Genomic DNA, 23,874 nt, shown 5'->3' with positions numbered 1-23,874 from the left:
CCGGAACCGGCGTCGACGCCACCACGCGGCGCCGACTCCACGGGCCCGCGATCGGACGTCGTACGCTCGGACGCCGCACGCCCGGACGCCGCACGCCCGCGCGCCCCACGTCGCCACCCGAACAAGCCCATCACTTACCTCGACTCACCAACGCCCCAAGGCCCCAAGGCCCCAACAGTCCCGCGTCCGACGGCACCCGCATCACACCGCCGCCCGTCACTCACTCACCCCCTCACTCCCTCGCCGCGGCCCGCTCCACCAACGTGGCCGTCCGCGACACGTACGCGCGCCGGTCCCCGTGTTCGAGGTCGAGGATGTCGTCCATGCCCCAGTGGAAGTGATAGGCGAGGTACGCGACTTCCTCCTCGATGCGGTCGGCCGCGTACGTCACGATTCCCCCAGGCGGCTCCCGGCCAGCTCCACCTCGAAGGACTCCTCGCAGTGCGGGCACGCCACGGCCGCCCGCGTGTGCCCCTCCGCGTTGATCTGCCGGTAGAAGTCCTGGAGGAAGGCGAGGTCGGAGGCGAACATGTTCTCCACCGTGCCGTCGTGGACGGAGCCGAGCGTGCCGAGCCGGGTGATGACCCGGCCGAGCAGGACCACCGACAGATACGCGGGGTTCTCGCGCACGCGCACGTCCCGCAGCGGGACCAGCTCGTCGCGTGCCGTCGCGAGCCGCATCGCGCCGTTGCGGTGCACGGTCCCGGACTCGTCCACGAAGCCGCGCGGCAACTCGAACTCGAACTCCGTGCGCAGCGGTTCACGGCTCCCCGCCGCCCCGCCCGCGGCGGCAGCCGCACCCGATGCCGCCCCCGCCGGGCCTTCGCGCCGCATTATTCGATGACCAGCTCTTCGAAGACGATGGTGACCTGCTCGGTCAGCGCGGCGGCGTCGCCCGCCTTGACCCCGCTGGTCTCCACCTTGCTGCACCAGGCGTTGCGCAGGTTGTACCGCTTCACCGGAGTGTTCTGGTAGTCCATCATCATGATCGTGGCGTTCTTGCGCGCCGAACCCATGTCGCCCGCGATGGACTTGTTGATCCACTCGCTGAAGACGGGGCTCTGCGTCATGCCGCGCGTGACCGTGCACTCGCCGGCCTTCTTCACGCCGGGCATCTTCTTGACGACGGGCTTCCCGTCCGCCGACACCTGCTGGTACTCGATGACGTCCTGCTCCATGGAGAGGCCGCTGACCTCCTGCAGGTACTCGACCATGACGCCGTCGATCTGCAGGCCGAAGTTGTGTGTGGTGAGGGCGTCACCGGGCTGAAGGGACAAGGGGTTTCACTCCTGTTGTGATGGTTCTCGGGGGACCTGAGTCGAGTACGCGGTCTACTCCTCCAGCTCGCCGCCCCCGCCGGAGAACTGCGCCAGCCGGAACACCACGAACTCCGCGGGCTTGACCGGCGCGATGCCGATCTCGCAGACGACCCGGCCGACGTCGACCGACTCGACGGGGTTGGTCTCCGCGTCACACTTGACGTAGAAGGCGTCCTCGGGGCGCGAGCCGAACAGCGCGCCCGACCGCCACTCGTTGACCAGGAACGCCGAGACGTTGCGCCGGATGCGCGCCCACAGGGCCTGGTCGTTCGGCTCGAAGACGACCCACTGGGTGCCGATGAGGATCGACTCTTCGAGGTAGTTGAAGTAGCGGCGCACGTTCAGGTAGCGCCAGGCCGGGTCGGAGGCCATCGTCCGCGCGCCCCACACCCGGATGCCGCGTCCCGGGAAGGCGCGGATGCAGTTGACGCCGATGGGGTTGAGCAGGTCCTGCTCGCCCCGGGTGATCTGGAGCTCCAGGTCCACCGCGCCGCGCACGATCTCGTTGGCGGGCGCCTTGTGCACGCCGCGCTCGGAGTCGTTGCGCGCCCATACGCCCGCCATGTGGCCGGACGGCGGCACGATCACGGACTTGCCGCTTGCCGGGTCGAAGGACTTGATCCACGGGTAGTAGAGCGCCGCGTAACGCGAGTCGTAGCCCGCCAGCTCCTGGCGCCACTGACGCACCTGGCGGGCGTTGAGCGCCGGCGGCGGGTCGATGATGGCCATCCGGTCGCCCATCAGCTCGCAGTGCGAGATCAGTCCGAGCTGGACGGCCTTGACCTGCTCCTCGTCGATCAGGCCCTGCTGGTAGGCGGCCATCAGGTCCGGCACCGCCACCATGTTGATCTCGTCCAGGGCCTCCAGGCCGCCGAAGCCGGTGCGGTCGGCGGAGTCGCCGATGAACTGGGCGGTCTCGACGCGGGCCGCCGCGCCGTCCGCCGAGGACGCCGAGGACGCCGAGGACGCCGAGGACGCTGTCACGGCGGCGGCGGGCGCGGGCGGTGCGAGCGTCACGGTCTGCGCCTCGGGCCTCGCCAACTGGCCGCCCGTCGCCGCCGACGCCTCTTCGAGGACGATGGTCTTGGAACGCTGCTTGACCTGGGTGACGACGTAGTTGCGCGCGGTCTTCTTCGCGCTCACGTCGAAGCTCTCGACGACCTTCTCGCCGTCCTTGACGACCAGCTTGAAGCGGTCCGCCGCGCTCTCGCCCTCACCGTCCTGCACCTCGACGGTGAGCCCACCGCCCGTGGAGCCCGCCGCGATCGCCGACACCGCGAAGGCGCCGAGCGCCACGGGCTCGCCCGCGGTCAGCTCCTTGGGCGCCCGCGCGGGGGCCGGCGACTGCTCCTGGGGGCCGGTGGTGTCGGTGCCGCCGACTCGTACGACGTACGCGGCGGCGCCGCCGTTGTTGAAGAACCCGTACACGGAGTGCGCCAGGTAGTACCCGTCCGTGAACTCGCCGAACGCGGCCACGTACTGGGACCAGTTGGTCACCAGCGTCGGCTCGTTGAGCGGCCCGCGCGGCGCCAGACCGACGAAGGCCGCCACGGATGTGCCGACGCCCTCGATGGGGCGCGAACCGCTGGCCACTTCTTCGATGTAGACGCCGGGGGACAGGTACGTGGGCATGGTGGCCTGGCTCTCTTCCTGGAAGGGCGGAAACTGGAGGGAAGAAGGAAAACGATGTCCCACGCGCGTGCCGGTGCGTAGAGACAAACGGACGTCAACGAGGGCAGATGCCGCTGCCCGTTCGGCCGCCCGGCCGCCCGGCCGGTCACCGCGACAAGGGGGGCGCGGCCCGGTGCGCCGGGAGGATGTCGGCGGGGGCAGCGGACGTTGCCCGTCCGGACATCCGCGCCGACGCGGGGGAGGGGCGGAGAGCGGCTCACGTTCCGTCCGCCGCCGCATCCGGCCGAATGTGAATGCTCCTTGGCGCATATGCCCCGCACCGCGCCCCAGCGGCGTCAATACCTGGTCAACAAGGTGGCACAAGTGCCCCGGGGGCTCGGGAGGCCGGTGCGACTGTCGTAACGTTTGGTGCTGATGGACATCCGTGGCCGGTACGAACGGGCAGACGCGCGGTGTGTCACGGGGCAAGGGGTGGGGGTGCGGGGCCGACGATGCGGGGCGACGCGGACGGCGAACCGGGCCGGAACGGCGAGAGGGGGCCTGACCGGGACGAACCCGGCGGGGCCTTCCGGTTCCAGGTCCTCGGACCGGTGCGGGCCTGGCGCGACGGGCAGCCGCTGACGCTCGGCTCACCGCAGCAGCGCGCCACCCTCGCCGTGCTGCTGCTGCGCGACGGGCGGCCCGTCTCCGCCGCCGAGCTGGTGGACGCCCTGTGGGGCGAGGAGCCGCCGCCGCGGGCGGTGGGCACGCTGCGTACGTACGTGTCCCGGCTGCGCGCCCTGCTCGAACCCGGCCGGCGCTCCCGCGCGCCCGCCCGGCTCCTGGTGTCGGCGGGCGACGGCTACGCCCTGCGGGTGCCGCGCGGCGCCCTCGACGCCCGCGAGCTGGAGGACCGGGTGACCGCGGCGCGGCGGCTGCGCGACAGCGGCCGGCACGCCGACGCGTACGAGGAGCTGACCGCGGGGCTCGCCCTGTCGGACGGCGCCCCGCTGGCCGGTCTGCCGGGGCCCTACGCCGAGCGTCAGCGCGACCGGCTCACCGAACTGTCCGTCACCGCCCAGGAAGAGCTGTTCGCCTGCGCCCTCGAACTGGGCTGCCACGGTGAGACGACCGGCGCCCTGCGGGTCTTCGCCGCCGAACACCCGCTGCGCGAACGCGCCCAGGCCCTGCTGATGCTGGCCCTGCACCGCGGCGGCCGGCAGGCGGACGCCCTCGCGGTGTACGAGGCCACGCGCCGCACGCTGGCCACGGAGCTCGGTGTCGACCCGGGCGAGGAACTCGCCGCGCTGCACGCGGACCTCCTGACGGGCCTCCCCCTCCCACGGGCCGCCGCCCCGCGGCCACCGCTCCGTACGGCGCCGCCCCTCGCGGACACCGGGCGGCGCCGCACACCCACCCGACCGGACACCGGACACCCCGGCCCCCCGGGTACGGGGTCGCGGGGCGCGCGTCCCGCCCCTCTCGTCCCCGCACAGCTCCTCCCCGACCCGCCCGACTTCGTCGGCCGCGAGGCCGAAGTCCGTCAGCTCACCGAGACGTTGCGCGGTGCCGCGTCCGGCGACGCCATGGCCGTGGCCACGCTCACCGGGCTCGGTGGCGTCGGCAAGACCGCGCTCGCCGTGCACGTCGCGCACGCCCTGCGCGAGGAGTTCCCCGACGGGCAGTTGTACGTGGATCTGCGCGGCGCCGACCCGGCGCCCGGCGTGGAGAGCGGCGGCGCGCTCACCGGGTTCCTCCGCGCCCTCGGCGTGCCCGAGAGCGCCGTGCCCGACGGCCTGGACCAGCAGACCGCCCTGTACCGCTCGCTCCTCGCCGGGCGCCGCGTCCTCGTACTCCTCGACAACGCCCGCGACACCGCGCAGGTACGGCCGCTGCTCCCCGGCACCCCGGGCTGCGCCGTCCTGGTGACCAGCCGCTCGCGGAGCATCACGCTGCCCGGCGCGCGCCTCGTCGCCGTCGAGACGATGGACGAGAGGGAGGCGCTCGGCCTGCTCGCCGCCATGATCGGCCGCGACCGCGTGGCCGGTGAACGCCCCGCCGCCCGCGAACTGGTCGCCACCTGCGGCGGGCTGCCCCTCGCCGTCCGTATCGCCGCGGCCCGGCTGGCCGCGAGGCCCGGCCGTTCCGTCGCCGACCTCGCCGCCCGGCTGCGCGACGAACACCGCAGGCTGGACGAGCTGCGGGTGGACGACCTGGGCGTCGAGGCCACCTTCCGGCTCGGCTACGAGGCCCTCGACCCCGGCCTCGCCCGCGCCTTCCGCATGGCGTCGCTCTGCTACATGCCCTCCTTCTGCCGCGGCGCGGCGGGCGCCCTGCTCGACGTGGGCGACGAAGAGGCGGAGACGGCGGTGGAACGCCTGGTCGACGCGGGCCTCATGGAGCTGCACGGCGAGGACCGCTACCGCTTCCACGACCTCGTCAGGCTCTTCGCCCAGCAGCAGTGCGAGCGCCAGGAGAGCGCGCGGGAGCGCGCCGAGGCCCGGCTCCGCTTCCTCGACTACGTCCTTGCCACCGTCGTCACCGCGATCCGCCGCACCAAGCCGCACAGCGTGCTGCCCGCACTCCTGCACCGACCGGCCTCCCCGGGCAAGCCCCTCCCGGACGAGACCGCGGCCCACGACTGGCTGGTCGTCGCCCACTCCCGCCTGTACGCGGCAGCCGAAAACGCCCTACGCCACGTCCCGGACCACCCGCCCTCACACGACAACGGCGGGGCGCCCCCCGGGCTGCGGCCCACCGTGGACCTGCTCACCGCCTGGTCCCATCTTCTGGTCGGCACCGCCCGCCACCGTGACCTGGAGCCTCTCGCCGAGCTGGCTTTGGAGACCGCTCGGCGGCACGGTGACGATCTGTGTGCGGCTCGTGCCCTGCGGCTTCTCGGGGCGCCGCACTACGGCACCGAGACCTACGGCCGTGCCGAGCGGATGCTGCGCGAGAGTCTGCGTCTGGCCGCGGTGGCGGGTGATCCGCTGGTCGGTGCCGAGGGCAGTCACGAGCTGGGCATCGTCCTCATGGGCACCGGCCGCCCCCACGCCGCCCTGGAGCAACTGCGGCTCTCCTACGCGAGGTTCGGGGCGCTCGGCGGGCACAGCGACCGGATCCGCGTGCTGTCCCACATGGCCCGGGTGTACGTCACCCTCGGGCGGCGCGCGGAAGCCGACACCGCGCTCCGTGAAGCGGTGCGCCAGGCACGGCAGTCGGGCAGTACGTCCACCCTCGCGCACGTCCTCTACCAGTCGGGCTGCGCCCTGCTGAAGGACGGCCGCGCCGCCGAGGCCGCGGACCGGCTGCGCGAGGCGGGGCGCCTGCACGCCCGGTCGCGCGACCCACGCTGGGAGGCGCTGTGCTGGGCCCGCCTCGCCTCCTGCGAACTGGACCTGGGCAGCCCCGGCAAGGCCATGGACTGCGCGGACGCGGCGCTGGCCGTCGAGGGCGAGCTGGGCGACGCGTTCTGCCACGCCCTGGCGATGGCCGCGCGGGGCCGTGCGCTGCTCGCCCTCGGCGACCTCGACCGGGCCAGGGCCGCCCTGCTGATCGCCTACCGCGTCATGGACCGGCGCGGCGCCATGGAGGCCGCAGAGATCGCCGCGCTGCTCGCCCAGTGGAAGCCGCGCACCGGCACGCCCCGGCCCGTGCTCTCGGCACACGGCTGAGCCGCCGCCCCGGGCCGCGCGGAGGCCGGCGGCGGCGCGTGCGTACGGGCCCTGCACCGCCGTCCGTACGGGAGGGCAGTACGGGCTGCCCCTGACGTGGCCCTTTCGTACAAGGAGCAACCCCGCGGCGCCCCCTACCGTGCCCGTATGACGTGGTGGAACTCCCTTGACCCGGCCGCGGTGACCGTTGACCCCGGTGGCCGAGCGACCGTACGGCTTCGCGTACGCAATACGGGAGACACGGTCGAGGAGTACCGGCTGGGGGTGGTCGGCACCCCGGCGGGCTGGTCCCGCGTCGAACCGGACGTGCTGCGCCTCTACCCGGGCAGCGAGGGCACCGCCGAGATCTCCTTCGCGCCGCCCCGCTCGCCGGACGCGACCGCCGGGCCGACGCCGTTCGGCATCCGCGTCGAGCCCCGGGAACAGCCCGAGGCCCGCGATGTCGTCGAGGGTCAGGTCACCGTCACGCCCTTCTCCGAGATACGGGCCGAACTCCTTCCGCCCACCATCGTCGGACGCGTCCGCGGCCGGGCCTCCGTCGCCGTGGACAACCTCGGCAACACCCCGCTCACCGCATCGCTGACCGCCCGCGACGACGCCGACCGGCTCTCCTTCGACGTCCTGCCCACGAGCATCCAAGTCGCCCCTGGCAGAGCGGTGTTCGCGAAGATGACGGTGCGTCCGCAGCAGGTGCGGTGGACGGGCCCCGCGCAGGCGCACCCGCTCACCGTCTCCGTGCGCCGTTCCGGCGACGAGACCGCCCACGAGCTGCCGGGCAGCTTCGACCAGCGTGCGCTCCTGCCGCGCCGGCTCCTCGCGCTCGGCAGCGTCCTCGCGGCGCTCACCGTCGCGTTCGTGGTGCTCTGGTTCTCCTTCACGCCCAAGATGACGGGCTCCGCGCGCGAGAACCAGGCCGCCGCGGCGCCGGACGCGGCCCCGCAGGGCGGCGAGAAGGACGAGCTCGGCGACGCCCCGCCGCCTCCGAAGGAGAAGAAGACCGGCGACGCCCCAGGCGGTGGCGGCATCGGCGGCGGGGGTGCGGGGCCCGGTGGCGGAGGTGACGATGGCGGCTCCGGTGGCTCGTCCTCGTCCGGCGGGGGCGGAGGCGGGGGCGATGGTGGCGGAGGTGGCGGAGGCGGCGGAGGCGGTGGCAGCGCCGGTGACGCGACCGGCGGAGACAGGCCGAGGCCCGGCGCCAAACGGGGCGCCACCCACGCGGGACCACCGTGGAAGCGGGGCTACAAGCCGGACGTCGTGGTCGAGTACGCCCAACGCCGCCTCGCCGCCCTCGGCTCCAGGAACGCATGCACCCTCGACGGCCGCTGGACCCCCGGCGTCATCGACGCCAACACGGAGGACTCGTTGATCTGCTACCAGGAAGCCGTGGTCCGTAGCGGCCGGAGCAGCGGCAACAACACCGCGCAGATTTTCGCCACCGACAGGAAGGGCACGCTCGGCCGGGCCACGCTCACCTCCCTGTGGGCACAGGGTGTCCGCGCCGCCGACGTCCGTTCCGGCGCCGACAGCTGGGAGGTCGTGCAGGTGCAGGCGGCGTTCTGGTGGGCCTCGCAGGCCGGCATCAGCGACGACGACCTGGCCCGGGACCGGGCGTACGCCCAGCACGGCGTCGCCTACTTCGAGAACGGCCGCATCCCGCCCACGACGGCCAGGTACAGCGGCAACACCGCCGCCCACATCAAGGAGTACCAGGGCGCGGTCGGCCTCCCCCGGACCGGCGTCGCGGACACCGCGACCCTCCGGGCGATGGTCGGCGGAAGCGTGAAGAGCCCCGGCGTGGCGGGGCGGTGATCGGCATGTGGACCGCACTCGAACCCGACGTCACCACCGTGGAGCCCGGCTCCACCGCGACCGTGCGGCTGCGCGTGCGCAACACCGGCGACACCGTCGAGGAGTACCGCCTCCAGATGGTCGGCGACGCGGCCGGCTGGTCCCGCGTCCAGCCCGACGTGCTGCGCCTGTACCCGGGCGCGGAGGCCACGGCCGAGGTCGTGCTCGCGCCGCCCCGGACCCCGGACGCGCAGGCGGGCCCGGTGCGGTTCGGCGTCCGGGTGCGCCCGCGCGAGACGCCGCACACCGCGGACGTCGTCGAGGGCCAGGTCACCGTCGGCCCGTTCACCGAACTCCGCACGGAACTGCTGCCGTTGGTCGTACGCGGCCGACTGCGCGCCAAGGCGGCGGTGGCCGTCGACAACCTCGGCAACCAGCAGCTGACCGTCTCCTTCTCCGGCCGCGAGAACGGTGAGGAGCTTGAGGTCGAGGCCGAGCCCGGCTCGGTCCAAGTCGCCCCGGGCCGCGCCGGTTTCGCGGAGCTGAGCCTGAAGCCCGGCGCGGTGAGCTGGATCGGCGGCACCCGCAAGCATCCGTTCACCGTCTCCGTGCTCCGGGCCGGGGTGCCCGATCCGGTGGAGCTGCGCGGCACCTACGTACAGCCGTCGGTGTTCCCGCGCTGGGTGATGGCGGTGTTCTCCGTCCTGGTCGCGCTGGGCGTGGCGGCGGCCGTGCTGTGGTTCCAGCACAAGCCGAACATGACCACCCAGGCCAGGGAGAAGCCCGGCAAGCAGCAGCAGCTCCCGCAGGGGGACGGCATGAAGCAGGCGCCGAGCCCCAAGCCGAGCGCCGACGAGAAGGAGAAGAAGGAGAAGCCCGCGCCCCCGGATGGCGGCGAGGAAGACGCGCCGAAGTCCGAGCCGGACGGCGGCGGCGAGAAGGCCGAGAAGGACGAGAAGAAGGACGCCACACCCAAGGGCCCCGAGACGCACACCATCCGCAGCGCCGAAGGCAGCGGCTGGTATTTGGAGGTCAAGAAGGGGGAGCAGGCCGACGGCACCTACGTCGGCCAGAACCCCTCCCTCACGGACGAGTTCGGCGAGAACCAGGACTGGGTCCTGCACCATTACCCCGAGTCCGACACCTACGCCCTGGAGCCCGCCAACGCCCCGGGCACCGTCATGGACCAGAAGGTCAACACCAACATCGTCCAGATCTTCCGTGCCCCGCCGGAGAACATCAGGACCGGCCGGCTGCCGGACAACCAGAAGTGGAAGCTGGAGAGGCGCGACGACGGACTGACGCGGATCGTCGCCGTCGGCTCGGGCGAGTGCCTCGTCGACATGCAGAACGACACCAGCGCGGTCACGTGGAAGTGCGACGACCGCAAGAGCATGGGCTGGACGATCTCCGACTGGCCGCGGTAGCGGTTCTGCGTGTTGCCCCGTGTTGCCCCGTGTTGGGGTGGGTCACTGCCAGGGCAGTGACCCACCCGGCTCCAGCCGGCCCATCTTGCGGTACTCCCGCCGCGCCCCGGCCCGTACGTCGGCTCCCGAGACCGGGCCGCCGCGCCCCGCCGCCAGATAGGCGGCGGTGACGGCCGCCGACCGGATGCCGCCGCCGGAAAGCTCGAATTCCTTGGCGCAGGAGAGGAGTTCGCCCTCAAGCTCACGTGCGCCGGGCGTGCCCGCCAGGGCGGTCCGCCACAGGGTGACGCGCTGCTCGACGTCCGGGAAGGGGAAGTCGACCACGAGGTCCAGACGCCGTGTGAACGCGTCGTCGATGTTGGCGCGCAGATTGGTGGTCAGTACGGCGATCCCGTCGAAGGCTTCCAGGCGCTGGAGCAGATAGGCGCTCTCCAGGTTGGCGTACCGGTCGTGGGAGCTCTTGACCTCCGAGCGCTTGCCGAAGACGGCGTCGGCCTCGTCGAAGAGCAGCACGGCGTCCGTACGGTCGGCCTCGGAGAAGATCCGCTCCAGGTTCTTCTCCGTCTCGCCGATGTACTTGTCGACGACCGCCGACAGGTCCACCACGTACAGATCCAGTCCCAGTTCACCGGCCACCACCTCGGCGGACAGCGTCTTCCCGGTGCCGGAGTCCCCGGCGAACATCGCGATCACCCCACGCCCGCGCCCGCCTCCGGTACGCAGCCGCCAGGTGCCGAGCACCATGTCGCGGTGCCGGGCGCGCAGAGCCAACTCGTGGAGCTGGGCGAGTGGTTCATCGGGGAGCACGAGGTCCTCGAAGCCGACCTCGGGCCGGATGCGCCGGGCGTGCTTGTCGAGGACCGGCGCGGATTGCAGGCGGGCGCTGCGCTGGATGTGCGCGGCGGTCGGCGCGGTGCCGTCGAACGCGGCCAGCCCGACGGCGGCCCGAGCGGCCCGGCGGATCTGCGCCTCACCGAGCCGGTAGGGGGCGACGGCCTCTCCGAGATCGAAGCCGAGATCGAAGCCGAGATCGAAGCCGGGGTCGGGGCCGGGGCCGGGGTCGGTGTCCGTGGCGGTGCCGCGGTCCGGCTTGTTGGTGGGTGCGTGCCGGATGAGTTCGGTGCGCCACGCGCGGGGTGCGTCGATGTCGTCCCGGGTCGGCGCGTCCAGGGCGAGCAGTCCCGCGTCGGGTGCCCATCCGGGGTCGTACGGCTCACTCCCGACGAACACCACCGGTACGTTTCCGGTCGCCAACGAGCGTACGAGGGGGCCCGGGTCGGGAGGGAGCGGCGACACGACGAGTGCGGCCCGCCGCAGCCGTGCCTCGCGCAGCAGCGCGACGGCGGGCCCGGCATCCGCGCTGCCGGGCCCGGCCGGGGGCAGATGGTGCAGCACGGGCAGCCCGGCGGCGCGCAGCGCGGCGATCACCGGCTCGGCGGCGGTGGTGCCTCTGCGCTCGCGCAGATGGACGAGTACGGGCCGCGCTGCGGCGATCTCCGCGAGGCGCGCGGCCAGCGGATCCGCCACCCGTGACTCCTCCGGACGCAGCAATTCAACGGCGCTGCCCACGAGTTCCGGGTCCAGCGCGTCGTCACCGAGCAGCCACGCCACCACCCGCTCCGGCACCCGCACCGCGCGCCCCGGCAGCGGCCGGTCCTCCTCGTCGAGGGCGAGAAGCCCTCCGGCGCGCAGCGGCGCCCGGGGATGGAAGCGGGCGCGCGCCTGCGGGTCGTACGGACCGGTGCCCGCGAGGTCGAGGGTCAGCGCGACCGTGGCGCGGCGCCGCCCCACGTCGTCGTTGAGGAAGCCGTACAGCGGCTCGAAGCGGCGGTCCACGTCGGGCGCGAGGGCGGCCAGCAGAATACGAACGTCCAGTGGCGTGAGCCCGAAGAGCTCGGCCAGGTCGCCGAGGCGGCCGCTTGTTTCGTACGCCCCGAGGGCGGGGGAGGACGGGACGACCGGCGGCGGGGACGTGGCCAGCCGGTGGGCCGTCTCCGGTGACACGTACAGGCCGCGCAGCGGGTCCGCCGCCGTGGGATCGGCCGCGCCGCGCCGCTCGACCAGCTCGGCCACGCGCTCGCGCAACACGTCGAGCTGGGCGAGCACCGTTCCGGACGCGTTCAGCGTCGCGGACGCGTTCACTGGCTCGGGCGCGTTCACTGGGCAGCCTTTCCGTCGCGCGACCGGCTCCGCAACCGCCGTGGCCGCGCGTCGCCCGGCTCGCCGTCGATGCCGCGTACGACGACGGCGCCCTCGGTGACCGGCGGTGCGACGTCGTACGTCGGAGACACCGGGAACGGCACGGTGATGACGACGTCCAGGGACGGCTTCAGCTCGCCGCCCAGCGCCGACCAGATGTCCGCGATGGACCGGGACTCGGGCGGCGGCACCGCGACGCTGAGCGGCAGCGGCGCCCGCAGCGCGGCGAGCGCGTCCGGCAGCCGGTCGGGCGGCAGCAGCTCGTGCGCGAGCAGGGTGCCCAGCGCCGCCGAGAGGAGCCGGTGCTCGTCCTCGGGGCGGTTGGTCCAGGCGGTGAGCAGATACGAGAGCCGGAACCAGCGCGGCGGCTGCCGCCTGCGCAGCACGACGCCGTCCGGGCCGTGCTCCGCGTACGCGCCGCGCTCACGCCGGGCCACGTCCTCGCGGATGTCGTACAGGTACGAGTTGAGCGTGGGCGCGTTGCGGCGCGCCGCCCAGTCGCGGTTCGGCGCCTCGAAGACGACGTCGCCGGTCCCTTCGGGGAGCGCGCCCCGCAGCAGCCGGCGCAGCGCTTCGTCCACTTCGTGGATCACGTCGACGCCCCGGGCCCGGCCGGGCGTCGGAGGTGGTGGGTCGGCGGCATCAGATGTATCCCTCCCGCAGCGCGTACGCGACGGCATGCGCGCGGTTCTGCAGCTGCAGGCGCGTCATCAGCGCGTGCAGCACGTTCTTGACGGTGCGTTCGGAGTAGGCGAGCTTCTCCGAGATCCGCTTGGTGTCCAGGCCCTCCGCGATCAGCCGCACCACGTCCACCTCGCGGGGCGCCATGCCCAGCGTCGGCACGAGCGCGCCGGCGGCCGACGGCGTGCCGTCGAGCGCCGAGAGCCGCAGCCGCCCCAGCTGGGTCATGAGCCGGTTGATGAGGTCGGGCGGCAGCTCCCCTTCGCCCCGCGCCGCGCTGTGCACGGCGCGCAGCAGCTTCTGCGGGGTCGCCTGGTGCCGCCAGAGGATGGCCCGTACGCCGCACTCGACGACCGCGAGCAGCTCCGGCTCGCGCAGCTCGCTCGCGATCAGCACGACGCGCTGCTCGGCGGACCTGGCGAGGCGGCGCAGCTCGGTGCCCGCGGGGTCGTCGAGCCGGTCGACGAGCATGACGGCGACCCGCTCCGGTGCGGGCGCCGCTTCGTGCGTGGTCCTGGGTGTCTGCGATGTGTCCTCGGTACGGTCCACCAGCTCGACGCTGGGCTGGTGGCGGAGGTGACTGATCACTCCGGCCCGACTGAGGGGGTCGGTGGCGTGCACGGCCACCGATATGCGTGTATCCGACACTGGTGTTCCCTGTCTTCCCCCGAATATCGACGGGCACAGGGTGAGCGAGGTCGATCAATAAACGATTACCGATGGATCAACGCGGACGTTTACGGACGTGAGTGGACGTGAGTGGACGTCAGCGGGACGTCAGTGCGCGTGAGCGGACGCGAATGCACGTGCGCGCCCGGGGCCTCCCGCGCGGTGCCTGACGAGGGGAAATTCCCGGGTGCGCCCGCGGTGGGCGCTGTACTTTGAAGGACCTGACCACCCCCCTCAGCCCTGACCCCGTTTCGAGGCCGACCCACCGTGTTCCTGACGATCAGCACCACCGGCACCCCAGAACGCCCGGCGACCGACCTCGGGTTCCTGCTGCACAAGCACCCCGACAACGCGCGGGCGTTCTCCACCTCCTACGGCACCGCGCACGTCCTCTACCCCGAGGCGACCGCCGAGCGCTGCACGGCCGCGCTGCTCCTGGAGGTCGATCCCGTCGCGCTCGTGCGGCGCGGCAAGGGCAAGGGACGGGGCGGGGCACCCGACGCGGCGCTCGCGCAGTACGTGAACGACCGTCCCTACGCCGCGTCGTCGCTGCTCGCCGTCGCGCTGAGCGCGGTGTTCTCCAGCGCCCTGCACGGCGTGTGCAAGGCGCGTCCCGAGCGGGCCCGGCAGCCGCTGCCGCTGCGCGTCGAGGTGCCGGCGCTGCCCGCGAGCGGCGGCGGTGAGCTGGTGCGGGCGCTGTTCGAGCCGCTGGGCTGGACGGTGACGGTGACGCCCGTACCGCTGGACGAGCGGTTCCCCGAGTGGGGCGATTCACGGTACGTCGGACTCGTACTCGACGCCACAGACGACAAGTTGACCCTGGGCGAGGCACTCCGGCACCTGTACGTCCTGCTGCCCGTCCTCGACGACGCCAAGCACTACTGGGTCTCGGCGGACGAGGTCGACAAGCTGCTGCGGGCCGGTGAGGGCTGGCTCGCGGACCACCCGGAGCAGCAGCTCATCACCAGCCGCTACCTCGCGCGGCGCCAGTCACTGACCCGCGAGGCGAGGGAGCGGCTCGAACTGGTGCGGCTCGCCGACGCCGACGACACGGACGTCGACGAGGTCGACAACGCCGTCGACGAGGAGTCCGACACCGACGAGAAGCCGGTGCCGCTCGCCGTGCGGCGCCGTGAGGCGATCCTCATGGCGCTCATCGCCGCCGGGGCGGGGCGCGTGCTCGACCTGGGCTGCGGGCAGGGCCAGCTGGTGCAGGCGCTGCTCAAGGACGCCCGGTTCACGGAGATCGTCGGCGTCGACGTGTCCATGCGCGCGTTGACCGTCGCCTCGCGGCGGCTGAAGCTGGACCGCATGGGCGAGCGCCGGGCGGAGCGCGTCACACTCTTCCAGGGCTCGCTCGCGTACACCGACAAGCGGCTCAAGGGGTACGACGCGGCGGTGCTCAGCGAGGTCGTCGAACACGTCGACCTGGAGCGGCTGCCCGCCCTGGAGTACGCGGTGTTCGGCTCCGCGCGGCCCCGCACCATCCTGGTGACAACGCCGAACGCCGAGTACAACGTCCGCTGGGAGACCCTCCCGGCCGGCCACGTCCGCCATGGCGACCACCGCTTCGAGTGGACGCGCGAGGAGTTCGGGTCCTGGGCCCGCCAGGTGGCGGAACGGCACGGCTACGACGTGGAGTTCACACCGGTCGGCGACGAGGACCCCGAGGTGGGCCCGCCGACCCAGATGGCGGTCTTCACACGGAACGAGGACAAGCGCACCGGCACCGGACCCGCCGGGAGCACGCAGGGAGTGAAGACGGCATGACCGACGACAGCAGCACCGACAGCACCAGCAGCACCAGCAACACCCACAGCACTGACAACACCAACAGCACCGGCAGCACCACCAGCAGCAGTACCGAAGCACCTCAGGCAGGGCGCACGCTGTCCGTCACCGACCTCTCCCTCGTCGTCCTCATAGGCGCCACCGGCTCCGGCAAGTCCACCTTCGCCCGGCGGCACTTCAAGCCCACCGAGGTGGTCTCCAGCGACTTCTGCCGCGGTCTCGTCGCCGACGACGAGAACGACCAGGGCGCCAGCCGTGACGCCTTCGACGTGCTGTACTACATCGCGGGCAAGCGGCTGGCCGCAGGGCGTCGTACGGTCGTCGACGCGACCAACGTACAGAGCGACAGCCGCAAGCAGCTGATCGAGCTGGCCAGGGAGTACGACGTGCTGCCCATCGCCATCGTGCTCGACGTGCCCGAAGAGGTCTGCGCCGCGCGCAACGCCACGCGCGCGGACCGGGCCGGCGTCCCGCGCCGCGTCATCCAGCGCCACCAGCGCGAACTGCGCCGCTCGCTGCGGCACTTGGAACGCGAGGGCTTCCGGAAGGTGCACGTGCTGCGTGGGGCGGAGGAGATCGACGGCGCCGGGATCGTCACCGAGAAGCGCTACAACGACCTCTCCCACCTCACCGGCCCCTTCGACATCATCGGCGACATCCACGGCTGCGCCTCCGAACTGGAGACCCTCCTCGACAAGCTCGGCTACGTCGACGGGAGGCACCCCGAAGGCCGTACGGCCGTGTTCGTCGGCGACCTCGTCGACCGCGGCCCCGACACCCCCGGCGTGCTGCGCCGCGTCATGGCGATGGTCGCCGCGGGCACCGCGCTGTGCGTGCCCGGCAACCACGAGAACAAGCTCGGCCGCCACCTGAAGGGCCGCCGCGTCCAGCACACCCACGGACTCGCCGAGACCATGGAGCAGTTCGAGCGGGAGAGCGACGAATTCCGCGCCGAGGTGCGGGAGTTCGTGGACGGGCTCGTCTCGCACTACGTCCTCGACGGCGGCAAGCTGGTCGTCTGCCACGCCGGTCTGCCCGAGAAGTACCACGGGCGCACGTCCGGGCGGGTCCGCTCGCACGCGCTGTACGGCGACACGACCGGCGAGACCGACGAGTTCGGTCTTCCGGTGCGCTACCCGTGGGCGGAGGACTACCGCGGCAAGGCCGCCGTCGTCTACGGCCACACCCCCGTGCCCACCGCGTCCTGGCTGAACAACACCATCTGCCTGGACACCGGCGCCGTCTTCGGCGGCAAGCTGACCGCGCTGCGCTGGCCGGAGCGGGAACTCGTCGACGTACCCGCCGAGCGCGTCTGGTACGAGCCCGCCAAGCCGCTGCGCACCGAGGCGCCGGGCGGTCACGACGGACGCCCGCTCGACCTGACCGACGTACACGGCCGCCGCGTGGTCGAGACCCGGCACGCGGGCCGCGTCGCCGTCCGCGAGGAGAACGCGGCCGCCGCCCTGGAGGTCATGAGCCGCTTCGCCGTCGACCCGCGCCTGCTGCCCTACCTGCCGCCGACGATGGCACCCACGGCCACCTCCCGCCGGGAGGCCCGCGGCGGAGCCGCTGATGGACACTTCCTGGAGCACCCGGTCGAGGCCTTCGCCTCGTACGCGCGGGACGGCGTCGCCCGCGTCGTGTGCGAGGAGAAGCACATGGGCTCGCGCGCGGTGGCCCTGGTCTGCCGCGACGCGGCCGTGGCCCGTGAGCGCTTCGGCGTCGAGGAGGGCCCGACCGGCTCCCTCTACACCCGCACGGGCCGCCCCTTCTTCAGCGACGCGTCCGTCACCGAGGAGATACTCGCCCGGCTGCGCGCCGCCGTCAGCGAGGCGGGCCTGTGGGAGGAGCTGGACACGGACTGGCTGCTGCTCGACGCCGAGCTGATGCCGTGGTCGCTCAAGGCGTCCGGCCTGCTCCGTACGCAGTACGCGGCTGTCGGCGCCGCATCCCGGGCCGTCTTCCCCGGCGCGCTGGCCGCCCTGGAGGCCGCGACGGCGCGCGGCGTCGACGCGGGCGCACTCCTCGCCAGGCAGCGCGAACGCGCCGTCGACGCCGCCGCGTTCACCGACGCCTACCGCCGCTACTGCTGGCCGACCGACGGCCTGGACGGCGTACGGCTCGCGCCGTTCCAGATCCTGGCCGTCCAGGGCCGCAGTCTCGCCGCGCTCCCGCACGACGGGCAACTGGCCCTGATCGACCGCATGGTGGAGCACGACGGGTCCGGTCTGCTCCAGACCACCCGCCGCCTCTACGTCGACACCGGCGACGAGTCGTCCGTCAGGGCGGGCGTCGACTGGTGGCTGGAGATGACCAGCCGCGGCGGCGAGGGCATGGTCGTCAAGCCCGTCGCGTCCCTCGTCAGGAACGACCAGGGACGGCTGGTGCAGCCCGGCATCAAGTGCCGGGGCCGCGAGTACCTGCGGATCGTCTACGGCCCCGAGTACACGCGCCCGGAGAACCTGGACAGGCTGCGGGACCGCTCCCTCGGCCACAAGCGCTCGCTCGCCACGCGCGAGTACGCGCTCGGCCTGGAGGCCCTGGACCGCCTCGCGGAGGGCGAGCCGCTCTGGCGCGTCCACGAGTCGGTCTTCGCGGTCCTCGCGCTGGAGTCGGAGCCGGTGGACCCGAGGCTCTGAGCGCCACCGCGTACGGCGTTGGCCGCACGTACGGCGTTGACAGCGCGTACGGCGTTGACCGCGCGTACGCCGTCCGGCCGGGGAAAGATGGACCCCATGGGATTCCATGTCGACTCCGAGGCCGGGCGGCTGCGCCGCGTCATACTGCACCGCCCCGATCTGGAGCTCAAGCGGCTGACTCCGAGCAACAGGAAAGCGCTGCTCTTCGACGACGTGCTGTGGGTGCGCAGGGCCCGCCAGGAGCACGACGGTTTCGCGGACGTGCTGCGCGACCGGGGCGTCGAGGTGCACCTCTTCGGTGACCTGCTGACCGAGACCCTGGACGTGCCCGCGGCCCGCCTCCTCGTCCTGGACCGGGTCTTCGACGAGAAGGAGTACGGCCCGCTGGCCACCGACCACCTGCGGGTCGCGTTCGAGACGATGCCGTCGGTGGAGCTCGCCGAGGCGCTGGTGGGCGGCATGACCAAGCGGGAGTTCCTGGAGGCCCACCCCGAGCCGACGTCCGTGCGCTTCCACTGCATGGACCTGGACGACTTCCTGCTCCGCCCGCTGCCCAACCACCTCTTCACCCGCGACACCTCCGCCTGGATCTACGACGGCGTCTCCATCAACGCCATGCGCTGGCCCGCCCGGCAGCGCGAGACCGTGCACTTCGAGGCGATCTACCGCCACCACCCGCTGTTCCGCGGCGAGGACTACCACGTCTGGTCGGAGGGCCAGGCGGACTTCCCCTCGACCATCGAGGGCGGCGACGTCCTGGTGATCGGCAAGGGCGCGGTGCTCATCGGCATGAGCGAGCGCACCACACCGCAGGCCGTGGAGATGCTGGCGCACAAGCTGTTCGCGGCGGGCTCGGCGCGGACGATCGTGGCGCTCGACATGCCGAAGCGGCGCGCCTTCATGCATCTCGACACGGTCATGACGATGGTCGACGGCGACACCTTCACGCAGTACGCGGGCCTCGGCATGCTCCGCTCGTACACCATCGAACCAGGCGTCGGCGACCGGGAGTTGAAGGTCACCGACCATCCGCCCGAGAACATGCACCGCGCCATCGCCGCCGCGCTCGGCCTCGACGCGATCCGGGTGCTCACGGCCACGCAGGACGTGCACGCGGCCGAGCGCGAGCAGTGGGACGACGGCTGCAACGTCCTCGCGGTCGAGCCGGGCGTGGTGGTCGCGTACGAGCGGAACGCGACCACCAACACGTATCTGCGCAAACAGGGCATCGAGGTGATCGAGATCCTGGGCAGCGAGCTGGGGCGCGGCCGGGGCGGGCCCCGGTGCATGAGCTGCCCGGTGGAGAGGGGCGCGGTGCCGGGGGTCTAGCCGCGGCATGCGGCCCCGGGTGCACGGAGTCTCACCTGCCTGCATTACCTGCACTGCTTGCACTGTCTGCACTGCCTGCATATAAATGTCGAGGATCGTATATAGTTTCAATTCCCCTGTCCCCGTTCTCGCGTCCCAGGAGCATCACCATGGCCACACACCTCACCGGTCGCCACTTCCTCAAGGAGCTGGACTTCACCGCCGAGGAGTTCCGCGGCCTGATCGGCCTGGCCGCCGAGCTGAAGGCGGAGAAGAAGGCCGGGACCGAGACGCGGCGCCTTTCCGGCAGGAACATCGCCCTGATCTTCGAGAAGAGCTCCACCCGTACGCGCTGCTCCTTCGAGGTCGCCGCCGCCGACCAGGGCGCCTTCACGACGTACATCGACCCGTCCGGCTCGCACATCGGCAAGAAGGAGTCCACCAAGGACACCGCCCGGGTGCTCGGCCGGGTGTTCGACGCGATCGAGTTCCGCGGGGACGCCCAGGAGACCGTGGAGACGCTCGCCGCCCACGCGGGCGTGCCCGTCTACAACGGCCTGACCGACGACTGGCACCCCACCCAGATGCTCGCCGACGTCCTCACGATGACGGAGCACAGCGCCAAGCCGCTCGCCGACATCGCCTTCGCCTATCTCGGTGACGCACGCTTCAACATGGGCAACTCCTACCTCGTCACCGGCGCCCTCCTCGGCATGGACGTCCGCATCGTCGCGCCCAGGGCCTACTGGCCGGCCGAGGAGATCCTCGCTCGGGCCCGCGAGCTCGCCGCGGCCAGCGGCGCCCGGATCACGCTCACCGAGGCGGTCGACGAGGGCGTCCGGGGCGCCGACTTCGTCACCACCGACGTCTGGGTCTCCATGGGCGAGCCGAAGGAGATCTGGGACGAGCGGATCACCGCGCTCGCGCCGTACGCGGTGACGATGGACGTCCTGCGCGCCACCGGCAACGCGGACGTGAAGTTCCTGCACTGCCTGCCGGCCTTCCACGACCTGGGCACCGAGGTCGGCCGCGAGATATACGAGAGCCATGGGCTGACCTCCCTGGAGGTCACCGACGAGGTCTTCGAGTCGGCGCACTCCGTCGTCTTCGACGAGGCCGAGAACCGCCTGCACACCATCAAGGCAGTACTGGTCGCGACCCTCGCCTGACCCGCCGTACGACGCACGCACCACGCACCACGCACAACGCATCGCGCACAACGCACCACGCACCACCAGAATCGAGAACCACCCCATGAGCCCCAAGAGTCCGCACGGGGCGCGCATGTCGCGCATCAAGTCCCCCGACCAGCTCGTCGCCGAATCCGGCGCCGACCTGGAAGGGCACGGCCTGAAGCGGACCATGGGGCTCTTCCAGCTCATGTGCTTCGGTGTCGGCGCCATCGTCGGCACCGGCATCTTCGTCGGCCTGTCCGACTCCGTCGCAGAGGCGGGCCCCGCCGTCGCCGTCTCGTACGTCCTCGCGGCCGTGACCTGCGTCTTCACCGCGTTCTCGTTCGCCGAGCTGGGCGGCGCGATCCCGGTGTCGGGCAGCTCGTACTCCTTCGCGTACGCCTCTCTCGGCGAGCGCGTCGCGTTCCTCGTCGGCTGGTGTCTGCTCCTGGAGTACGGCGTCTCCGTCTCGGCGGTCGCGGTCGGCTGGAGCCAGTACCTCAACGAACTCCTCGACAGTCTCACCGGCTGGCAGCTGCCCGCCGCCCTGTCCGCGGGCCCCGGCCAGGGCGGCGCCGTGAACCTGCCCGCCGTCGTCGTCATCCTGCTCGCCGCCGTGCTCCTGGTGCGCGGCATCCGCGAGAGCGCCGGCGCCACGGCCGCGATGGCGGTGCTGAAGATCGGCATCCTGCTGATGTTCCTGGCCATCGCCTTCACCGCGTTCAAGGACGGCAATCTGACGCCCTTCGCGGGTACGGGCGTCTCCGGCATCACCTCGGGCGCCTCGCTCGCCTTCTTCTCCTTCATCGGCTTCGACGCCGTGACCACGGCCGGTGAGGAGGTCAGGAACCCGCGGCGCAACATCCCGCTCGCGATCATGATCTGCATCGGTGTGGTCACCCTGCTGTACGTCGCCGTGGCGCTCGCGGCCATCGGCGCGCTCGGCCCGGACGCCGTGGCCGACAAGCCCGCCGCGCTCTCGCTCATCGTCGACCAGGTCACCGACTCGGCCGTCGGTGGCGGCATCATCGCCTTCGGCGCGGTCGTCGCCATCGCCTCCGTCGTGCTCGCCGTGATGTACGGCCAGACCCGCATCCTGATGTCGATGTCCCGCGACGGCCTCATGCCGCGCGTCTTCGAACGCGTCTCGCCGCGCACGTCGACGCCCGTCGCGGGCACGTGGATCGTCGCGGCCGTCGTCGCCGTCCCCGCCGCCTTCTCCTCGCTGGACGTGGTGGTCAACCTGACCACCATCGGCACGCTCTCGATCATGGCCGTGGTGAACGTCGCGGTGCTCGCGCTGCGCCGTTCGAACCCCGGCCTGCGGCGCACCTTCCGCGTCCCGCTCCACCCCGTCAGCCCGCTTCTCGGCGTCGGCTTCTGTCTCTATCTGATCTGGGGCACGGGCTGGTCGACGTGGGTGCAGTTCACCGTGTTCCTGGTGGTGGGCGCGGTGGTGTACGCGCTCTACGGCCGTAGCAGGTCCCGCCTCGCGAACGCGCCCGATCAGGCCGTGACGCGGGGCCCCGCCCAGTAAGCCGATCCGGCCGGGCGAGGAGACGCCGCGCACGCGCGGGTCGGCAGCGTGAACCACACCGCCTTGCCGGACGCCGTGGGGCGGTGGCCGCAGGACGAACTGAGGGCGCGGACCAGGAGCAGGCCGCGCCCGTGCTCCTGCCAGGGGTCCGGCTCGCCGGGCGGTTCGGGGGCGGTGAGATCGCCGGGCGGCAGCGGACTCCGGTCGTGCACCTCGACCTGACAGCCGGTGGGCAGCAGCTCGATCACCAGCTCTATGGGGCCGTGCCCTCCGGTGTGCTCGACGGCGTTGGCCACCAGCTCCGCGGTGAGCAGCTCGGCGGTGTCGGTGTCGGTGTCTGTGTCGGCGGACGACTCGATGTCGGTGAGCGCTGTACGGACCAGAGCGCGCGCGACGGGCACTGCTGCCGTGGTGTGCGGCAGCGCGACGCGCCAGGAGGCGAGGGTGAGGGGCTCGTACAAGGCGGATCCGTTCAGGGCAGCAGGCGGTCCTGCTTCGGGCGGTCCAGCTTTCAACGGTACGAATCTTAAGCGCTAGGGCGACAGGGGCGGCTGTCGGGCGGGTCGCGGTTATATCGCGCAGTCATGACGACGGTCACGAAGGAGTGATAACTTCAGGAAGGGAACCACAGCGCACAACGAGCAGCGCACAACGAGCAGCGAACTCCAGCCCCCGCCCCCGCCCTAGCCGCAGCCGCAGCCGCACGGCCGAGGAGGCCGCACATGATGAGTCCCTTCACCGGCTCCGCGACCCGCACCCCCGACTGGCGGCATCTGCGCCTGGCCGTCGACGACGGGGTCGCCACCGTCACCCTCGCCCGTCCCGACAAGCTCAACGCACTCACCTTCGGTGCCTACGCCGACCTGCGGGACCTCCTCGCCGAGCTGTCCCGAGACAGGTCCGTACGCGCTCTCGTGCTCGGCGGCGAGGGGCGCGGCTTCTGCTCGGGGGGTGACGTCGACGAGATCATCGGCGCGACGCTCGCCATGGACACCGCTCAGCTCCTCGACTTCAACCGCATGACCGGCCAGGTCGTGCGGGCGGTCCGGGAGTGTCCCTTCCCGGTGATCGCCGCCGTGCACGGGGTGGCGGCGGGCGCCGGCGCGGTGCTCGCCCTGGCCGCGGACTTCCGCGTCGCGGATCCGAGCGCCCGCTTCTCCTTCCTCTTCACCCGGGTCGGCCTCTCCGGCGGGGACATGGGGGCCGCCTACCTCCTGCCGCGCGTCGTCGGCCTCGGCCATGCCACGCGGCTGCTCATGCTGGGCGAACCAGTGCGGGCCCCCGAAGCCGAACGGATCGGCTTGATCAGCGAGGTGACGGAGGAAGGCAAGGCCGCCGAGGCCGCCCGAACCCTGGCCCGCCGCCTCGCGGACGGCCCGGCCCTCGCGTACGCGCAGACAAAGGCGCTCCTCACCGCGGAACTGGACATGCCGCTGGCCGCCTCCATCGAACTGGACGCGTCGACGCAGGCCCTCCTGATGACCGGCGAGGACTACGCCGAGTTCCACGCATCCTTCACAGAGAAGCGCCCACCGAAGTGGCAGGGACGGTGAGCGCGGAGGTGCCGACGCCCCCTGGACCGCAGCGACCCTCGCCCCCCACCGGCCCGCCCCCGAGCGATCCCACCGAGGCGGCGGACACGCCCCGGGCGCCCCTGTCGTCCCACATCACGACAGCCGGACACCCCATGCCCACGCTGCTCGCGGCGGGCGTGGGGATGCCGGGGGCACCGGAGTCACCGCGGGCGAGTGCGGGGCCGCTGCCGCCCTCGATACCCGCCGCGGCCGGCCGGGTCGTACCTGCGGGCCCGGCCCAGGGCGGCCTCGCCGAGACGCCCGCCGCGGCCCGGATGCCCACGCCGCTCGCGGCGGGCGTGGGGATGCCGAGGGCGCCGGAGTCGCCGGGGGCGAGTGGCGGGCCGCTGCCGCCCTCGATGCCCGCCGCGGCCGACCGGGCCGCATCTACGGGCCCGGCCCAGGGCGGCCTCGCCGAGACGCCCGCCGCGGCCCGGATGCCCACGCCGCTCGCGGCGGGCGTGGGGATGCCGAGGGCGCCGGAG

The 23,874-nt window shown here is 72.6% G+C and carries 17 protein-coding genes and 1 pseudogene; 9 read left to right on the top strand and 9 right to left on the bottom strand.

The features are described from left to right. Window positions 1-232: 232 nt before the first annotated feature. The 4 genes from ACWDVB_RS01285 to ACWDVB_RS01270 are packed head-to-tail and all read right to left on the bottom strand — an operon-like array spanning window position 233 to window position 2,951. Window positions 233-391 carry a DUF6760 family protein gene (locus ACWDVB_RS01285; RefSeq protein WP_451513469.1) on the bottom strand — a complete coding sequence of 53 codons (159 nt, stop codon included), beginning with the start codon at window positions 389-391 and terminating at the stop codon, window positions 233-235. Next, window positions 388-834: a hypothetical protein gene (locus ACWDVB_RS01280; RefSeq protein WP_451513468.1), complete on the bottom strand. Its 447-nt coding sequence runs from the start codon at window positions 832-834 to the stop codon at window positions 388-390. The genes ACWDVB_RS01285 and ACWDVB_RS01280 overlap by 4 nt, the downstream gene beginning before the upstream one ends. After that, complete coding sequence (locus ACWDVB_RS01275) at window positions 834-1,277, bottom strand: phage tail protein (protein ID WP_451513467.1); 444 nt, start codon at window positions 1,275-1,277, stop codon at window positions 834-836. Before ACWDVB_RS01275 ends, ACWDVB_RS01280 begins: the two co-directional genes overlap by 1 nt. A gap of 54 nt (window positions 1,278-1,331) precedes the next feature. Continuing rightward, window positions 1,332-2,951: a phage tail sheath family protein gene (locus ACWDVB_RS01270; RefSeq protein ID WP_451513466.1), complete on the bottom strand. Its 1,620-nt coding sequence runs from the start codon at window positions 2,949-2,951 to the stop codon at window positions 1,332-1,334. A gap of 491 nt (window positions 2,952-3,442) precedes the next feature. Between ACWDVB_RS01270 and ACWDVB_RS01265 the strand changes: the two genes are divergently transcribed. From ACWDVB_RS01265 to ACWDVB_RS01255, 3 genes are all read left to right on the top strand, one after another. Further along, window positions 3,443-6,604: an AfsR/SARP family transcriptional regulator gene (locus ACWDVB_RS01265; protein WP_451513465.1), complete on the top strand. Its 3,162-nt coding sequence runs from the start codon at window positions 3,443-3,445 to the stop codon at window positions 6,602-6,604. A gap of 147 nt (window positions 6,605-6,751) precedes the next feature. Continuing rightward, entirely contained in the window at window positions 6,752-8,413 is a 1,662-nt protein-coding gene (locus ACWDVB_RS01260) for a peptidoglycan-binding protein (protein WP_451513464.1), read from the top strand. 5 nt (window positions 8,414-8,418) lie between these two features. After that, window positions 8,419-9,819: an RICIN domain-containing protein gene (locus tag ACWDVB_RS01255; RefSeq protein ID WP_451513463.1), complete on the top strand. Its 1,401-nt coding sequence runs from the start codon at window positions 8,419-8,421 to the stop codon at window positions 9,817-9,819. Window positions 9,820-9,861: 42 nt separating this feature from the next. Here ACWDVB_RS01255 and ACWDVB_RS01250 read toward each other — a convergent pair whose 3' ends face one another. The 3 genes from ACWDVB_RS01250 to ACWDVB_RS01240 are packed head-to-tail and all read right to left on the bottom strand — an operon-like array spanning window position 9,862 to window position 13,347. After that, window positions 9,862-11,979 (bottom strand): AAA family ATPase, encoded by a 2,118-nt coding sequence (locus ACWDVB_RS01250; RefSeq protein ID WP_451513462.1) that lies wholly within the window; start codon window positions 11,977-11,979, stop codon window positions 9,862-9,864. After that, complete coding sequence (locus ACWDVB_RS01245) at window positions 11,976-12,611, bottom strand: DUF4255 domain-containing protein (RefSeq protein ID WP_451513461.1); 636 nt, start codon at window positions 12,609-12,611, stop codon at window positions 11,976-11,978. The genes ACWDVB_RS01250 and ACWDVB_RS01245 overlap by 4 nt, the downstream gene beginning before the upstream one ends. A 49-nt stretch (window positions 12,612-12,660) precedes the next feature. Continuing rightward, complete coding sequence (locus ACWDVB_RS01240) at window positions 12,661-13,347, bottom strand: response regulator transcription factor (protein ID WP_451513460.1); 687 nt, start codon at window positions 13,345-13,347, stop codon at window positions 12,661-12,663. A gap of 288 nt (window positions 13,348-13,635) precedes the next feature. Between ACWDVB_RS01240 and ACWDVB_RS01235 the strand changes: the two genes are divergently transcribed. The 5 genes from ACWDVB_RS01235 to ACWDVB_RS01215 all read left to right on the top strand — a co-directional run bounded on the left by ACWDVB_RS01235 (window position 13,636) and on the right by ACWDVB_RS01215 (window position 21,815). Further along, window positions 13,636-15,138: a 3' terminal RNA ribose 2'-O-methyltransferase Hen1 gene (locus ACWDVB_RS01235; RefSeq protein ID WP_451513459.1), complete on the top strand. Its 1,503-nt coding sequence runs from the start codon at window positions 13,636-13,638 to the stop codon at window positions 15,136-15,138. Next, window positions 15,135-17,798 (top strand): polynucleotide kinase-phosphatase, encoded by a 2,664-nt coding sequence (locus ACWDVB_RS01230; RefSeq protein WP_451513458.1) that lies wholly within the window; start codon window positions 15,135-15,137, stop codon window positions 17,796-17,798. Before ACWDVB_RS01235 ends, ACWDVB_RS01230 begins: the two co-directional genes overlap by 4 nt. Window positions 17,799-17,894: 96 nt before the next feature. Further along, window positions 17,895-19,127, top strand: a complete 1,233-nt coding sequence (locus ACWDVB_RS01225) for an arginine deiminase (RefSeq protein ID WP_451513457.1) — start codon at window positions 17,895-17,897, stop codon at window positions 19,125-19,127. Window positions 19,128-19,276: 149 nt separating this feature from the next. Further along, complete coding sequence (gene argF, locus ACWDVB_RS01220; protein WP_451513456.1) at window positions 19,277-20,275, top strand: ornithine carbamoyltransferase; 999 nt, start codon at window positions 19,277-19,279, stop codon at window positions 20,273-20,275. Window positions 20,276-20,360: 85 nt separating this feature from the next. After that, complete coding sequence (locus ACWDVB_RS01215) at window positions 20,361-21,815, top strand: amino acid permease (RefSeq protein WP_451513455.1); 1,455 nt, start codon at window positions 20,361-20,363, stop codon at window positions 21,813-21,815. Here ACWDVB_RS01215 and ACWDVB_RS01210 read toward each other — a convergent pair. Further along, window positions 21,785-22,276, bottom strand: a complete 492-nt coding sequence (locus ACWDVB_RS01210; protein ID WP_451513454.1) for an ATP-binding protein — start codon at window positions 22,274-22,276, stop codon at window positions 21,785-21,787. The two genes, ACWDVB_RS01215 and ACWDVB_RS01210, sit on opposite strands and share 31 nt — an antisense overlap. A gap of 264 nt (window positions 22,277-22,540) precedes the next feature. On the opposite strand from ACWDVB_RS01210, the gene ACWDVB_RS01205 reads away from it, so the two are divergent. Then, entirely contained in the window at window positions 22,541-23,368 is an 828-nt protein-coding gene (locus tag ACWDVB_RS01205; RefSeq protein ID WP_451513523.1) for an enoyl-CoA hydratase family protein, read from the top strand. Here the strand turns inward: ACWDVB_RS01205 and ACWDVB_RS01200 are convergent. Next, window positions 23,331-23,874 (bottom strand): annotated as a pseudogene (locus tag ACWDVB_RS01200) (hypothetical protein); the annotation flags it as partial. The gene ACWDVB_RS01205 and the pseudogene ACWDVB_RS01200 overlap by 38 nt on opposite strands.

It is taken from the genome of Streptomyces sp. NPDC003379, assembly GCF_053589195.1.
The sequence above is the reverse complement of the archived record's forward strand: the minus strand, read 5'-3'. Positions and strand labels throughout refer to the sequence as shown.